Annotated in this window: 11 protein-coding genes; all 11 read left to right on the top strand. The window is 74.6% G+C overall.

Annotation, left to right across the window (positions count from 1 at the left end; genetic code table 11):
* Positions 1-58: 58 nt before the first annotated feature.
* The 11 genes from rsmH to Q0817_RS10365 all read left to right on the top strand — a co-directional run bounded on the left by rsmH (position 59) and on the right by Q0817_RS10365 (position 14,746).
* Entirely contained in the window at positions 59-1,060 is a 1,002-nt protein-coding gene (gene rsmH / locus Q0817_RS10415; RefSeq protein WP_298586846.1) for a 16S rRNA (cytosine(1402)-N(4))-methyltransferase RsmH, read from the top strand.
* Positions 1,057-1,773, top strand: coding sequence for a hypothetical protein (locus tag Q0817_RS10410; RefSeq protein WP_298586843.1), 717 nt, complete (start codon positions 1,057-1,059; stop codon positions 1,771-1,773). The genes rsmH and Q0817_RS10410 overlap by 4 nt, the downstream gene beginning before the upstream one ends.
* A gap of 78 nt (positions 1,774-1,851) precedes the next feature.
* Positions 1,852-3,801: a penicillin-binding protein 2 gene (locus tag Q0817_RS10405; RefSeq protein ID WP_298586840.1), complete on the top strand. Its 1,950-nt coding sequence runs from the start codon at positions 1,852-1,854 to the stop codon at positions 3,799-3,801.
* 93 nt (positions 3,802-3,894) lie between these two features.
* Positions 3,895-5,544, top strand: coding sequence for a UDP-N-acetylmuramoyl-L-alanyl-D-glutamate--2,6-diaminopimelate ligase (locus Q0817_RS10400; protein ID WP_298586837.1), 1,650 nt, complete (start codon positions 3,895-3,897; stop codon positions 5,542-5,544).
* Entirely contained in the window at positions 5,541-7,142 is a 1,602-nt protein-coding gene (gene murF, locus Q0817_RS10395) for a UDP-N-acetylmuramoyl-tripeptide--D-alanyl-D-alanine ligase (RefSeq protein ID WP_298586834.1), read from the top strand. Before Q0817_RS10400 ends, murF begins: the two co-directional genes overlap by 4 nt.
* A complete protein-coding gene (gene mraY / locus Q0817_RS10390) occupies positions 7,139-8,254 on the top strand; it encodes a phospho-N-acetylmuramoyl-pentapeptide-transferase (RefSeq protein WP_298586831.1) in 1,116 nt (371 codons plus the stop codon). The genes murF and mraY overlap by 4 nt, the downstream gene beginning before the upstream one ends.
* Positions 8,251-9,777, top strand: a complete 1,527-nt coding sequence (gene murD, locus Q0817_RS10385) for a UDP-N-acetylmuramoyl-L-alanine--D-glutamate ligase (RefSeq protein WP_298586828.1) — start codon at positions 8,251-8,253, stop codon at positions 9,775-9,777. The genes mraY and murD overlap by 4 nt, the downstream gene beginning before the upstream one ends.
* The gene (ftsW, locus tag Q0817_RS10380) at positions 9,774-11,009 is read left to right on the top strand and encodes a putative lipid II flippase FtsW (RefSeq protein ID WP_298586825.1); all 1,236 of its coding nucleotides are present in this window, start codon (positions 9,774-9,776) and stop codon (positions 11,007-11,009) included. Before murD ends, ftsW begins: the two co-directional genes overlap by 4 nt.
* Entirely contained in the window at positions 11,006-12,133 is a 1,128-nt protein-coding gene (gene murG, locus Q0817_RS10375) for an undecaprenyldiphospho-muramoylpentapeptide beta-N-acetylglucosaminyltransferase (RefSeq protein ID WP_298586821.1), read from the top strand. The genes ftsW and murG overlap by 4 nt, the downstream gene beginning before the upstream one ends.
* Positions 12,123-13,526, top strand: coding sequence for a UDP-N-acetylmuramate--L-alanine ligase (gene murC / locus Q0817_RS10370; protein WP_298586819.1), 1,404 nt, complete (start codon positions 12,123-12,125; stop codon positions 13,524-13,526). Before murG ends, murC begins: the two co-directional genes overlap by 11 nt.
* Positions 13,526-14,746, top strand: a complete 1,221-nt coding sequence (locus Q0817_RS10365; protein ID WP_298586817.1) for a cell division protein FtsQ/DivIB — start codon at positions 13,526-13,528, stop codon at positions 14,744-14,746. Before murC ends, Q0817_RS10365 begins: the two co-directional genes overlap by 1 nt.
* The last annotated feature ends 132 nt before the right edge of the window (positions 14,747-14,878 follow it).

Here is a 14,878-nt window from a genome sequence, read left to right as displayed (position 1 = left end):
TCGACCCGGCGCCGGCCACCGAAGACCGATCCACCGTCGACCGCCGAAGAGAGGGCCCATGGCGCAACGCCCAGCCGAGCAGCTCCACGTCCCCGTGCTGCTCGAGCGGTGCCTCGACCTGATGGCTCCCGCGCTCGGCGAGGACGGCGCCGTGGCGGTGGACGCGACGATGGGCATGGGCGGTCACTCCGAGGCGCTGCTGCGCCGCTTCCCCGGTCTGCAGCTGGTGGCCATCGACCGGGACCCCCAGGCGCACGCACTGGCCGGCGCGCGGCTGGCCCCGTTCGGGGACCGGTTCCACCCCGTGCACACCACCTACGACCGGATCCCGGAGGCGCTCGCCCAGCACGGGTTCGACCACGCGGACGCGGTGCTCTTCGACCTCGGGGTCTCGTCCCTGCAGCTCGACGAGCGCGAGCGCGGCTTCGCGTACTCCTACGACGCCCCCCTGGACATGCGCATGGACGCCACGGCGCCCGTCACGGCCCAGGACGTGGTCAACGACTACAGCGAGGCGGACCTGCGCCGGATCCTGCGGGACTGGGGCGAGGAACGCTTCGCCGGGCGCATCGCCCGCGCGATCGTGGAGCAGCGGGCGAGGACCCCGCTGCGGACCACGGGCGAGCTCGTCGAGGTCGTCCGCGGGGCCGTGCCCCAGGCGGCCCAGCACCGGAAGGGGCACCCGGCGAAACAGACGTTCCAGGCGCTGCGGATCGAGGTCAACGAGGAGCTCGACGTCCTGCGCCGGGCGATCCCGGCGGCCCTCGACGCCGTGCCCGTCGGCGGCCGCGTCGTGGCCATGAGCTACCACTCCCTGGAGGACCGGATCGTCAAGCAGGCCTTCGCCCGGGGCGCCACCTCCACGGCGCCGAAGGGCTTCCCCGTGGAGCTCGACCAGCACAAGCCCACCCTGCGGGTGCTGACCCGGGGGACGGAGACCCCCACCCTCCGCGAGATCGACGAGAACCCCCGGGCTGCCTCCGCGCGACTGCGCGCGGTAGAGCGCATCAGAGAGCACACTCCCCCCACAGCACAGAACGCGCAGAGGTACACGGCATGAGCGGAACCGGACTCCAGCGACGCCCCGCACGGACGGCCGCCTCGCGCACGGGCATCGGCGCCTGGGCCGGGCGGCGCGGGCAGCGCCCCCCGGTGGAGGGCACGTCCGCCCGCCAGCTGAGCAGCCCCGCCCCGCACACCGAGGAGCCGACCGGGTCCACCCGGGCACCGCTGTCCGTGGTCCCGGGCCGGGCGCGACGGCAGCGGGTGTCCACCGTGGTGCTCAGCCTCGTGGCCCTCGTGGTGGCGCTGGCCTCCATCCTGGTCCTGAACATCCAGATCTCCGGCGGCCAGTACCGGCTCGTGGAGCTGCGCGCCCAGGAGCAGGCCCTCAGCCAGCAGAACGAGGCGCTCACCCAGGACCTCGAGTTCTACAACGCCCCGCAGAACCTCGCGGTGATGGCGACGGACCTCGGCATGGTCCCCGCACGGGACTCGGGCACGGTCGACCTCACGAACGGGACCGTCGAGGGCGATCCGCTCCCCGCGCAGCCCCAGGAGAACCACGAGATCCTGGTCGAGCACGCCAACCAGACCGGCTCGGAGGCCGCGGACCGCGCCGCGCAGCGCGCCGAGGTCCGCGAGCGGGAGAAGGCGGAGCAGGAGCGCGTGGACGCCGAGCGCCGGGCCGGCGAGGACGCCGCGCCGGCCGGCGGCGCGGAGGCCGGCGGCGGGTCCCTCCCGGCCCCGCCGCAGCGCACGCCCGGGGAGTGAACCGGGCACCGGCCCCCGCACCCGCCGGCAGCAGCCCCCGGACATCCCCCCAGTCGCAACCAGGAACGAGGCATTCACGTGGCACGCGCACGCTCGACGTCCACCGGTGACGCCCCCGGCGCCCGAGGCATCGGCCGCAGCCACATCGGCGTCGTCCTCGTGCTCGGCCTGCTGGTGGTCCTCGGTCTCCGCCTCGTGTGGGTGCAGGGCTTCGACGCCGCCGGCCGGGCCGAGGCCGCCGCGGGGGAGCGGTCCCGCACCGAGGTCGTCCCCGCGCTGCGCGGGGAGATCCGGGACACCCACGGCAACGTCCTCGCCCGCACGCTGCAGCGCTACGACGTCACGGTCGACCAGTCCCTGGTGCGCGAGTTCGCACGCCCCCTGGCCGACGGCACGACGGAGACCGTGACCCCCACGCAGGCGGTGTACCAGCTCGCCGACGCCCTCGAGCTCGAGGACACCGAGGTCAAGGACGCCCTCGACGGCGACAAGCAGTTCGAGTACGTGGCCCGCGGGGTCACGCCCGAGCAGTGGAACACCGTGCGCGAGCTCGGCCTGCCCTACGTGTACGGGCAGACGTCCTCCGACCGCATCTACCCCAACGGTCCGGTGGGCGGCAGCGTGGTCGGCTTCATGGGTGGGGACGACGAGGCGCTCGGCGGGATCGAGCAGACCCAGGACGAGCTGCTGCGCGGCACGGACGGGAGCCGGACCTTCGAGATCAGCGCCGACGGCGTGCGGATCCCGGTGGCGCCGCAGGAGGAGAGCCCGGTGGAGGACGGCTCCTCGGTGCAGCTGTCCATCGACAGCGACGTCCAGTTCTTCGCCCAGCAGGCCGTCATGGAGCGCGCCGAGGAGCTCGACGCCGAGTGGGGCACGGCCGTGGTGATGCGGATCGAGGACGGCGCGGTGCTCGCGCTCGCCGACTCCTCGACGGTAGACCCCAACGACATCGGCTCGGCGGACCCCGAGGACCTCGGCGTGCGCTCCGTGCAGAACGCCGTGGAGCCCGGCTCCACCCAGAAGATCCTCACGGCGGCGGCCGCCGTGGAGGAGGGCGTGGTCACGCCGCGCACGGAGATCACCGTGCCCCCGTTCCTGGAGATCGAGGGGCAGAAGATCACCGACGCCTTCGACCACGGCGAGCAGCAGCGCACGTTCGCCGGGATCATCGCCGACTCGATGAACACGGGCACCGTCCTGGTCGGGGGCAAGCTCTCCCCGGAGCAGCGCCACGAGTGGATGCAGCGCTTCGGCGTCGGGGAGACCACGGGGATCGAGCTGCCGGGGGAGTCTCCCGGCATCCTCACGAGCGCGGACCAGTGGGACGTGCGCCAGCAGTACACCGTGCTCTTCGGTCAGGGCGTCGCCCAGACCCCGCTGCGCACCGCCACGATCTTCCAGGCCATCGGCAACGGAGGGGTCCAGGTGGAGCCGCGGGTCGTCGAGTCCGTGATCGGGCCCGACGGCACCAGCACCCCGGTCGAGCGGCCCGAGGGCGAGCGGGTCGTCTCCGAGGAGACGGCGCAGCAGGTGCTCGACATGATGGAGGTCACCGTCACCCAGGGCGGCGCCAAGGAGGCCGCCGTGGAGGGCTACCGCGTGGGCGGCAAGACCGGCACCGCCGAGGCGCCCAGCCCCGAGGGCGGCTACGACGGCTACACCACCTCCTTCGTGGGCGTCGCCCCCGTCGAGGACCCCCAGTACCTCGTGGCGGTCACCCTCCAGCGGCCCCAGGGCGACGTCCGCGCGATCGGCACCACCCCCACCTTCAGCAGGATCATGGGTCAGGTGCTGCGCCACTACGACGTCCCTCCCTCCACGACCGAGCCGGTGAAGATCCCGCTGCGCACGGACGACCCCGAGGAGGAGGACGAGGCCGAGGGGACGGCGCCGGTGGACACCCCGCCGGGCGTCGAGGCACCGGAGGACACCGACGTCGCGTCCGACGCCGAGGCCGGGCCCGGGGCCCCCGCGGCCGGCGCTCCCGCCCCGGCCGCGTCCCGGCGGGACGACGAGGGCGACTAGACTTCCATATCGCCGTGCCCGGCCACCCCCGGGTCCGCACCCCCCGCTCCCGGCGGACCACCCCCCCCGCCGACCAGACCACGAAGGACGTTGATGGACGCGACAGCCCAACAGGGACACGACGCGCAGACGATGCGCCCCGCCCGGCCCCGGCCGCTGAGCCTCGCGGAGACCGCCCGGCTCGCGGGCGGGACCGCGCCGTCCCGCGCCATGGACGTCACCGGCATCTCCCTGGACTCCCGGCAGCTGCGGCCCGGCGACCTCTACGCGGCCCTGCCCGGAGCCCGCACCCACGGCGCCCGGTTCGCCGCGGCCGCCGAGCGCTCGGGCGCCGCCGCGGTGCTCACCGACGCCGAAGGGGCCGGGATCCTCCGGGAGGCCGGCATCCGGCTGCCCGTGGTCGAGGCCCCGGACCCCCGCCGGTCCGTGGGCGCGATCGCCGCGCGCGTCTACGGCTCCCGGCCGGAGGACGGGACCGCCCCGGCACTGTTCGCGGTGACGGGCACCAACGGCAAGACGACCACGACCTACTTCACCAACTCGGTGCTCCGCGCCCTCGGCCACCGCACGGGGCTGATCGGGACGATCGAGATCCTCGCCGGCGAGGAGTCGATCCCCTCCCGGCTGACCACCCCGGAGGCCCCGCACGTGCACGCGCTGCTCGCGCTCATGCGCGAGCGCGGGATCACGGCGGCGTCCATGGAGGTCTCCTCCCACGCCCTGCAGTTCCACCGGGTGGACGGGGTCCGCTTCGACGTCGCCGGGTTCACCAACCTGACCCAGGACCATCTCGACCTGCACGGGTCGATGGACGAGTACTTCGCGGTCAAGGCCCAGCTGTTCACCCCGGAGCGGACCCGCCGGGCCGTCGTGGTGGTCCAGGACGAGGACGACGCCTGGGGCCTGCGGATGGCCGAGCACGCCCGGGAGCAGCTCGGCACGGACCTGGTGGACACGATCGCGCTGCGCGGCGGCGTGCCGGGGGACCGGGACGCCGGACCGGGCCGGCACGGCGCGGACTGGACCCTGACCTCCCTGACCCGGCGCGGGATCGGCCACTCCTTCGCCCTGCGGCACCGGGACGGCCGGACGCTGCGCGTGTCCACGGCCCTGCCGGGCGACTTCAACGTGGCCAACGCCGCGCTGGCCGTGGTCATGGTCGTGGCCTCCGGGGTCGACGCCGCCGAGGTGCAGCGCGTGCTCGACGAGGCGGACCCCCTCACCACGGACGTGCCCGGGCGGATGCAGCTCATCGGCACCCAGCCGACCGCCGTCGTCGACTTCGCGCACAACCCGGACGCCCTGCGCCGCGCGCTCACCGCGGTCGAGCCGCCCGACGGGGACGGCCGCGTCATCGTGGTCTTCGGCGCCACGGGCGAGCGGGACCGGTCCAAGCGCCCGATCATGGGCGAGATCGCCGCCCGGCACGCCGACGTCGTGATCGTCACCGACGACGACCCGCACGACGAGGACCCCGGCGGGATCCGGGCCGAGGTCGCCGCCGGGGCCTTCGCGGCCCGCGACGCCGGAGCCAGGGCCCAGGAGGTGCTCGTGCTCGAGCCCCGGGCCGTGGCGATCCGCGCCGCGGTGGCCATGGCGGGGCGCGCCGACTCCGTGCTCGTGGCCGGCCGCGGGCACGAGACGGTCCAGGAGATCCGGGGCGTGGACCACCCGCTGGACGACAGGGAAGAGCTGCGGGCCGCGCTGGCCGACGGGCAGCAGGACCGTTGGGAGAATCGATGATCGCACTCACCGCCGCACAGCTCGCGCAGGTCACGGGCGGGCGCACCGTCGGGACCGCCGACGGGACGACCGTCGTCCACCACGTCGCCACCGACTCCCGCGAGGCGCGTCCCGGGACCCTGTTCGTCGCCAAGCCCGGCGAGGTCACCGACGGCCACGAGTACGTGGGCGCCGCCTTCGCCGCCGGCGCCGTGCTCGCCCTCGTCGAGCGCGAGGTCACCGACGCTGCGGGCGTCACCTACCCGGGCGTGCTGGTCCCCGACGTCGTCGAGGCGATGGGCCGGCTCGCGGCCTGGGTCGTGGCCCAGCTGCGCGCCGACCACGAGGTGAAGGTCATCGCCGTCACCGGCTCCGTCGGCAAGACCACCACCAAGGACCTCCTGCGGGGCATCTTCGCCGCCGAGGGCCCCACGGTCGCGCCCCGCCGCTCCTACAACGGGGAGGTCGGCGTGCCGCTGACCGTCTTCGAGGCCGATGCGGACACCCGGTTCCTCATCATCGAGATGGGCGCCACCAAGATCGGCAACATCGACTACCTGTGCCGGATGGTCCGCCCCGACGTCGGGGTGGTGCTGTGCGTCGGCTCGGCCCACGCCGGCGAGTTCGGCGGCGTCGCCAACATCGCCCGCGCCAAGGGCGAGCTCGTCGAGTCGCTGCGGGCCGACGGCGTGGCGGTCCTCAACGACGACGACGTCCTGGTCCGCCAGATGCACCGCCGCACCGCCGCGCCCGTGCTGTTCTTCGGGGAGTCCCCGGCGAACGCGCTGCCCGACGTCCCGGCCGCCCGGGTGCACGCCTCCGGGATCCGGCTCGGGCCCGGCGGCAACCCGGAGTTCCGCCTGCACTTCCCCGACGGCTCCGAGCACGGGATCGTCTCCCGGCTCATCGGGGAGCACCACGTGTCCAACCTGCTCGCGGCGGCCTCCGCCGCCTTCGTGGCCGGGGTCGCCCCCGAGCGGATCGCGGCCTCGCTCAACGCCCAGGGCGCCGCGAGCCGGTGGCGGATGGAGCGCACCGAACGGGCCGACGGGGTCACGGTGATCAACGACGCCTACAACGCCAACCCCCAGTCGATGCGCGCCGCGCTGCAGACCCTGGCCCAGCTGGGCCGCGGCTCCGGGGGCTCCGCGCCCCGCCGCACCTGGGCGGTGCTCGGCGGCATGCTCGAGCTCGGCGACAGCACGGTGGAGGAGCACGACACCCTGGGCCGCATGGTCGTGCGGCTGAACATCTCGAAGCTCGTCGCGGTCGGCGACCTGGCCCGGCCGGTGTACGACGCCGCCCAGCTCGAGGGCTCGTGGGGCAACGAGGCGACCTGGGCGGCCACCCCGGAGGACGCGGAGGAGATCCTGCGCCAGGAGCTCGCACCCGGTGACGTCGTGCTCTTCAAGTCCTCCAACGCCGCCGGCCTGGCGGTCCTGGGGGACCGGGTGGCGGCCGCCGCGGGGAACCGCGCCGGCGGACCCGCTCCGGGCAACGACGCCCCGGCGCACGGCGACCACTGGCTCTCCGCCGGCCCCTTCGTCAACGCCTCCCTCGACCCGAGCGGGAGGCCCACCACCCCGGGACCCTCGGCGGAGGGGAACGAGCCGGCATGATCCAGATCCTCATGGCGGCCTGCTTCGCCCTGGTGCTGTCCCTCTTCGGGACCCCGGCGTTCATCAAGTTCCTCGCCCGGCGCGGCTACGGCCAGTTCATCCGGGACGACGGGCCCACCAGCCACCACACCAAGCGCGGGACGCCCACCATGGGCGGGGTGGCGATCCTCGGCTCCGTGGTGCTCGCCTACGGGCTGACGCACCTGATCTCCGGTATCCTGTGGCCGGCCTACGGCGGCGTCACCCTCTCCGGGCTCTCCGCGCTGCTGCTGATGCTGGGCATGGGCTTCGTCGGCTTCATCGACGACTACAAGAAGATCGCCAAGAAGCAGAACCTCGGGCTCAGCGCCGTCGGCAAGATCGTCCTCCAAGGCCTCATCGGCACCGCGTTCGCGCTGCTCGTGCTGCTCGTGCCCGGCCCGCAGGGCACGACCCCCGCGTCCTCCGCGATCTCCGTGACCCGGGACACCGCCCTCGATCTCGCGTTCGCGGGCACCGCCGTCGGGGCGGTGCTCTTCGTGATCTGGGTGAACCTGATCGCGACGGCCACGACCAACGCCGTGAACCTCACCGACGGCCTCGACGGCCTCGCCACCGGCGCGTCCATCCTCGTGTTCAGCGGCTACCTGCTGATCGCCATGTGGCAGAACACCCACCTCTGCGGGTCCGTGGCCCAGGGGGTCTGCTACGAGGTGCGCGACGCCGCCGACCTCGCCCTCACCGCCGCGGCCCTCGTCGGGGCGCTCGTGGGATTCCTGTGGTGGAACACCTCCCCGGCGAAGATCTTCATGGGCGACACGGGCTCCCTCGGGCTCGGCGGCGCGCTCGCCGCGTTCGCGGTGCTCACCCGCACCGAGCTGCTGCTCGTGCTCATCGCCGGGCTGTTCGTGGTGATCACGGTCTCCGTCATCCTGCAGGTCGGCTACTTCAAGCTCTCCGGCGGCCGGCGCATCTTCAAGATGGCGCCGCTGCAGCACCACTTCGAGCTCAAGGGCTGGAACGAGGTGACCATCGTGGTCCGCTTCTGGATCATCGCCGGGCTGTTCGTCGCGGCCGCGCTCGGCGTCTTCTACGGCGACTGGCTGCTCTCCCACGGAGGAATGATCCAATGATCCACGCCAGCAACGACAACCCCGTCCTGGACCGGCCGCGCCTGGCCGGGCTCACCACGTGGGACGCGGACTGGTCCGGGCTGCGCGTGGTCGTGGCCGGGATCGGGCTCTCGGGCTTCGCCGCCGCGGACACCCTGATCGAGCTCGGCGCCCGTGTCGTCGTCGTCGACGGGGCGGACACCCCCGAGACCCGGGCGAAGGCCGACACCCTGCGGATCGTGGGCGCCGCCGACGTCCTGCTGGGGGAGCGCGGCCAGGAGACCGTGCCCGACGTCGAGGGCGCCCGCCCCGACCTCGTGGTCACCTCCCCGGGACTGCGGCCCGAGCACCCCCTGCTGGCCGCCGCGGCCGCCGAGGGCATCCAGATCTGGGGCGACGTGGAGCTCGCCTGGCGGGTCCGCGAGCGCGCCGGGCGCAGGACCGCCGAGTGGGTGTGCATCACCGGCACCAACGGCAAGACCACCACGGTCGGGATGACCGCGTCGATGCTGCGGGCCGCCGGGCTGACCACGGCCGCCGTCGGCAACGTGGGCACCCCGATCCTGGATGCGCTGCGCGAGCCGGTGGAGCACGACGTCCTCGTCGTGGAGCTGTCCAGCTTCCAGCTGCACTGGACGTCCTCGATGTCGCCGCTGGCGTCCGTGGTGCTCAACGTGGCCGAGGACCACGTGGACTGGCACGGCGGCTACGACAACTACGTGGCGGACAAGTCCCGGATCTACGAGAACACCCGGGTGGCCTGCGTCTACAACGCCCAGCAGGCCGAGACCGTGCGCATGGTCGAGGAGGCCGACGTCGTGGAGGGCTGCCGGGCCGTGGGCTTCACCCTCGAGAGCCCCGACGTCAGCATGCTCGGCGTCGTGGAGGACCTGCTCGTGGACCGCGCCTTCCTCGACGACCGGCGCGGCTCCGCCCTCGAGCTCGCCTCGATCACCGACACCGGCCCCATCCCCACGCCCCACGGCGTGGCCAACGCCCTGGCCGCCGCGGCGCTCGCCCGAGCGGCCGGCGCCCCGCCCGAGGCCGTGCGGGACGGGCTGCGCTCCTGGGAGCCCGGCGACCACCGGATCCAGGCCGTCGCCACGACCCACGGCGTGATGTGGATCAACGACTCCAAGGCCACCAACCCGCACGCGGCCGACGCCGCGCTGTCCGCGTTCGACTCCGTGGTGTGGATCGCCGGCGGCCTCTCCAAGGGCGTCTCCTACGAGCAGCTCGTCTCCCGGCACGCGGGCCGGCTGCGCACCGTGGTGCTCATCGGCACGGACAACGACTCGCTGCTGGCCGCGCTCGCCGCGCACGCCCCGCAGGTCCCCGTCCTGCGGACCGCCGAACGCCCCGGCCCCGGTGCGGGCGACGCCGTGATGGGCGAGGCCGTCCGGCTCGCCCACGAGGTCGCACAGCAGGGCGACACGGTGCTGATGGCCCCGGCGGCCGCCTCGATGGACCAGTTCAGCTCCTACGCCCACCGCGGCGACGCGTTCATCCGTGAGGTCGCCGACCTCGTGGGACGGCTCTCGTGACCCAGGTGCGGGAGCGGCCGGGGATCGCGCAGACGGCCCGGGGCTCCCTCGGCGGGGCGCGCCGCTTCTGGCGGGCCCTCGTGGACGGTCCGCTCATCCACTCCTACTACGCGCTGGCCGGCTCCGTGCTGCTGCTCACCGCCATCGGGATCATGATGGTCCTCTCCGCCTCGGCGGTGGAGTCCATCTCCGCGCAGGAGTCCGCGTACTCCTACTTCGTCAAGCAGGCCACCTTCGGGGGGCTGGGCGTGCTCCTGATGTTCGCCCTGTCCTTCGTGCCCACCGCGTGGTACCGCAGGGGCGCCACCGGTCTCCTGATCCTGGCCGTGCTGCTGCTGACGCTCGTCTTCACCCCGCTCGGGCAGGAGATCAACGGCAACCGGAACTGGATCGTGGTGGGCGGACAGTCCTTCCAGCCGTCCGAGGCCGCCAAGCTCGCCGTCGCGATCTGGCTGGCGATGGTCCTGGCCCGGCAGGGCGACGCCGTGCGGGACTGGCGCCAGGCCCTGTGGCCCTCGGGCCTGGGCATCGGGGTGCCCGCCCTGATGATCGTGCTCGGCGACGACGTGGGCACCGCGCTGGTCTTCGTCCTGATCTACGCGGCCGCCCTGTTCTTCGCCGGGGCGCCGCTGCGCCTGTTCGCGGTCTCGGCCGCCGGGGCCGCCCTGGCCGGCACGCTGGCCATCGTCACCGCGCCCCACCGCGTGGACCGGATCACCGGCTGGCTCTTCGGCGAGTGCGGGGCCACCGACGCCTGCTACCAGGCCGAGCAGGGCCTCAACGCCCTCGCCTCGGGCGGCTGGTGGGGCGTGGGGCTGGGCCAGTCCCGGCTCAAGTACAACTACGTCCCCGAGGCGCACAACGACTACATCTTCTCGATCATCGGCGAGGAGCTGGGCCTGCTCGGCACGGTGCTGATCCTCGCCCTGTTCGCGGTCATGGCCCTGGCGATGGCCCGGGTCATCCTGCGCGCCCGCAGCAGCTTCGTCCGGATCGCCACGGCCTGCATCGTCACCTGGCTCGTCGGCCAGGCGTTCATCAACATCGGCATGGTCACCGGTGTGCTGCCGGTGATCGGCATCCCCCTCCCATTCATCAGCTACGGTGGGTCGTCGCTGCTGATGAGCCTCGCGGCCGTCGGCGTCGTGATGTCCTTCACCCGGCTGCCGCGCCGGATCCAGGTCCCCACCCGCACCCCCCGCCCCCGCACCCCGAACGAGGATCGCGCATGACACCGTCCGAACCCACTCCCGGCGGCCCAGCGCCGTCGGTCCTGCTGGCAGGCGGGGGCACCGCCGGGCACGTCAGCCCCCTCCTGGCCGTGGCCGCCGCCCTGCGGGAGCAGGCCCCGCAGGCCCGGCTCACGGCGGTGGGCACCGCGTCCGGGATGGAGACGCGGCTCGTCCCGCAGGCAGGTCTCGAGCTCGAGCTCGTCGACCGGGTGCCGCTGCCCCGCCGGCCCTCCGTGGACCTCGTCCGGCTGCCCGGGCGGCTCCTCGGCGCCGTGCGGCAGGCGGGGGAGATCCTGGACCGGGTCCGGCCCGACGTGGTGCTCGGCGTCGGCGGGTACGTCTGCACCCCCGTCTACCTGGCCGCCGCCCGCCGGGGACTGCCCATCGTGGTCCACGAGGCCAACGCCCGGCCGGGCCTGGCCAACCGGGTGGGCGCGCGCTGGGCCAGGACCGTGGCCACCGCGTTCCCCGGCACCCCGCTGCGCGGCGCCGTGACCGTCGGCATGCCCATGCGCCGGGAGATCTCCCGCCTGGACCGCGGGGCGCTGCGCGCCGAGGCCCGCCGGTCCTTCGGGCTCGACCCGGACCTGCCCACCGTCGTGGTCACCGGCGGCTCCTCGGGCGCCCTCGCCATGAACCGGACCGTGGCCGGCGTCGCCGAGGAGGTCGCCGAGCACGGCCACCAGCTGCTCCACGTCACCGGCCGGGGCAAGCAGCTCACCCGGGAGGACGGCACGCCGCTGAGCGCCCCGGGCTACGTGCAGGTCGAGTACGTCGACGGCATGGAGCGCGTCTACGCCGCGGCGGACCTGCTGGTGGCCCGCGCCGGCGCCGCGACCGTCTCGGAGGTCGCGGCCGTCGGCCTGCCCGCCGTGTTCGTCCCGCTGCCCGTCGGCAACGGGGAGCAGGCGCTCAACGCCGCCTCCCTCGTGGCGGCCGGCGCGGCGCAGCTCGTCGCCGACGACGCGTTCACGCCCGACTGGTACCGCGGGCACGTCCACCCCCTGCTGGCCGACCCCGACCGGCTCGCGACGATGGCCGCCGCGAGCCGCGGCCACGGCGTGCGGGACGCCGACACCGTGCTGGCACGGCTGATCCTCGAGGAGGTCCCCCGTGGGCGCTGAGCACGAGACCGACCCCGGCCTGCTGGGCCGGGTGCACTTCATCGGCATGGGCGGGGCGGGGATGTCCGCCGTCGCGAAGCTCATGCTCGCCCGCGGGGTGCCGGTCAGCGGCTCCGACCGGCAGGACTCCCCGGCCCTGCGACAGCTCCAGGACCTGGGCGCCACCGTGCACGTGGGCCAGCACGCCGGCAACGTCGACGGGGCGCAGACCGTGGTGGTGTCCACCGCCATCCCGCCCGGGGACCCCGAGTACTCCGCCGCCCGGGCCGCCGGGCTGCGCGTGCTCCACCGCTCCGAGGCCCTCGCGGCCGCGATGCACGGGCGCGACGTCGTGGCCGTCGCCGGTACCCACGGCAAGACGACCACCAGCGCCATGGCCGCCGTCACGCTGCACGCCGCCGGACTGGAGCCCTCCTGGGCCATCGGCGCGCACGTGGCCGACCTCGGCTCCAACGCGGCCCTCGGCACGGGCCGGTGGTTCGTGGCGGAGGCCGACGAGTCGGACGGCTCCTTCCTGGCGTACGGCCCGCGGATCGCCGTGGTCACCAACATCGAGCCCGACCACCTCGACTACTACGCCTCCCGCGAGGCCTTCTTCCGGGCCTTCGACGAGTTCGCCGCGACGCTGCCCGGGGACGGGCTGCTCGTGGCCTGCCAGGACGACCCCGGCTCGCGGGCGCTCGCCGAGCGCCACCGGGCCGCCGGCGGGCGCGTCGTCAGCTACGGCACGGACCCGGGGTCCGACGTCCAGGTGCTCCCCGGGGAGGCCGACGGGCTGCGCACCCGCAGCACGCTGGTGCTGGGCGAGGGCGCGGACCGCCGCGAGGAGCGGCTCGAGCTCGCGGTGCCGGGCCGGCACAACGTCCTCAACGCGACCGCTGCCTTCTGCGTGGCCGTCGAGGCCGGCGTCCCGCCCGCGGACGCGGTGCGCGGGCTGGCCGGGTTCCACGGCTCCGCCCGGCGCTTCGACCTGCGCGGCGAGGTGGGCGGGATCCGGGTCTTCGACGACTACGCCCACCACCCCACCGAGGTGGTCGCCGCGCTCACCGCGGCGCGCGAGGTCGCGGCCGGGCACCGGGTGATCGCCATCTTCCAGCCGCACCTGTTCTCCCGCACGCGCGAGTTCGCGGCCGAGTTCGCCGACGCCCTCGCGCTGGCGGACGAGGCCCTGGTCATCGACATCTTCGCCGCGCGGGAGCAGCCCGTCGACGGCCTCACGAGCGAGATCGTCACCGACCGTGCCCCGGCCCACGTCCGCTACGTCCCGGACGGCGCCGACGCGGTCGCCCAGGCCGCCCGGGCCGCACGGCCCGGGGACCTGGTGCTCACGGTGGGCGCCGGGGACGTCACCGCCCTCGGCCCCCGGCTCGTGGACCGCCTCGGAGCCCGCTGATGAGCCGGCACGGCCGCCCGCCCCAGCCACGGCTGGGGGACTCCGCCGGGGACGGCGAGGACCAGCCCCCCGCGACGGTGGACGGGAGCGCCCCGGAGCGCGTCCCCGGAGCGCCGGCCGGCCCCGGGGTCCGGCCTCCGGCTGGGACCACGGACCCCGGCGGAACCGGCACCCCCGGAGGAGCCGCACCGCAGGGCGGCCGGGTGCGCGTGAACGACGGCACCAAGGTCACGCCCCTGGCCGACGAGGACGACCTCGAGGAGGTCCCGGCCGCCGGCGGGCGGTTCAGCGCGTGGCGGCGGCACCGGCAGGAGCGGTCCGCCTCGCGCACGCTCACCGCCTCCCGCGTCCCCCCGGAGGACGAGCCCGCACGGGCCGGTTCCACGGCGGTGGGTGCCACGGCCGCCGGTTCCACCGTGGGGGGTGCCCCGCCGGCCGGTTCCACTGCGGTGGGCTCCACCGCAGCCGGTTCCCCGGCAGCCGGTTCCACCGCGGCCGGTGCCACGGTCGTCGCCTTTCCCGCCTCCCCGGCGGCCCGGCGCCGGCGCCGCCGGATCGCTGCGGTCCTCGGGGTGCTCGCAGCCCTCGCGGTGCTCGCCGGCGTCCTGTTCCTCTCCCCGGCCCTGGCCGTCCGGGAGGTCTCGGTGCGCGGGGCCGAACTGACGGACCCCGCCCGCGTCGAGTCCGCGCTCGAGGTCTACCGGGGCGTCCCGCTGACCCGGATCTCCAAGGACGAGGTGCGGGAGCGGGTGGGCCGGATCCCGCAGGTCCGCTCCATCGAGGTGCTGCTCGAGCCCCCGCACCACCTCGTGGTGGCGCTGCACGAGCGCGTGCCCGTGGCGGCGATCGAGGACGGCGACGAGTTCGTGGTCGTCGACTCGGAGGGGGTCGCGCTGATGACCGCCGGCTCGGCGGAGGAGGCGGGCGTCCCCGTCGTCACGGGCGGCCGCGACGTGCTCGAGAGCGAGCGGTTCGACGCCATCGCCGACGTCCTGGCCGCCCTGCCCGAGTCCGTGCTCGCCCAGCTGCGCACCGCCTCGGCCGAGTCCCTGTCCTCGGTGGAGCTGGCCTTCACCGACGGCCGCACGGTCGTGTGGGGCACCGCCGAGGACAGCGAGCTCAAGTCACAGGTGCTGCGGGAGCTCGTCGAGGCGCGCGGCGCCGGCAGCGGGGTCGAGACCTACGACGTGTCGAGCCCGACGCGGCCCGTGGTGCGCTGACGGACGATGCGCGCCCTCACCTTCGACCAGAGGTCTAAGGTGGTGCGAAAGAGCGGCACGACCTGCGGTTTTGGCGAAAAGTGTCGAAAGCGGTATGGCTTGTCGTGCAGGTGGTCCCCACGGTTGTTAGGC

The sequence above is a fragment of the uncultured Kocuria sp. genome (genome assembly GCF_947500125.1).
Classification (GTDB): Bacteria; Actinomycetota; Actinomycetes; order Actinomycetales; family Micrococcaceae; genus Kocuria.
Note: the sequence above shows the minus strand (reverse complement) of the source record. Positions and strands in the feature narration are given on the sequence as shown.

What these genes read in the sequence shown, in the direction of transcription:
- rsmH (WP_298586846.1), top strand. Translation starts at nt 59, where the DNA reads ATGGCGCAACGCCCAGCCGAGCAGCTCCACGTCCCCGTGCTGCTCGAG.
- Q0817_RS10410 (WP_298586843.1), top strand. Translation starts at nt 1,057, where the DNA reads ATGAGCGGAACCGGACTCCAGCGACGCCCCGCACGGACGGCCGCCTCG.
- Q0817_RS10400 (WP_298586837.1), top strand. Translation starts at nt 3,895, where the DNA reads ATGGACGCGACAGCCCAACAGGGACACGACGCGCAGACGATGCGCCCC.
- murF (WP_298586834.1), top strand. Translation starts at nt 5,541, where the DNA reads ATGATCGCACTCACCGCCGCACAGCTCGCGCAGGTCACGGGCGGGCGC.
- mraY (WP_298586831.1), top strand. Translation starts at nt 7,139, where the DNA reads ATGATCCAGATCCTCATGGCGGCCTGCTTCGCCCTGGTGCTGTCCCTC.
- murD (WP_298586828.1), top strand. Translation starts at nt 8,251, where the DNA reads ATGATCCACGCCAGCAACGACAACCCCGTCCTGGACCGGCCGCGCCTG.
- murG (WP_298586821.1), top strand. Translation starts at nt 11,006, where the DNA reads ATGACACCGTCCGAACCCACTCCCGGCGGCCCAGCGCCGTCGGTCCTG.
- Q0817_RS10365 (WP_298586817.1), top strand. Translation starts at nt 13,526, where the DNA reads ATGAGCCGGCACGGCCGCCCGCCCCAGCCACGGCTGGGGGACTCCGCC.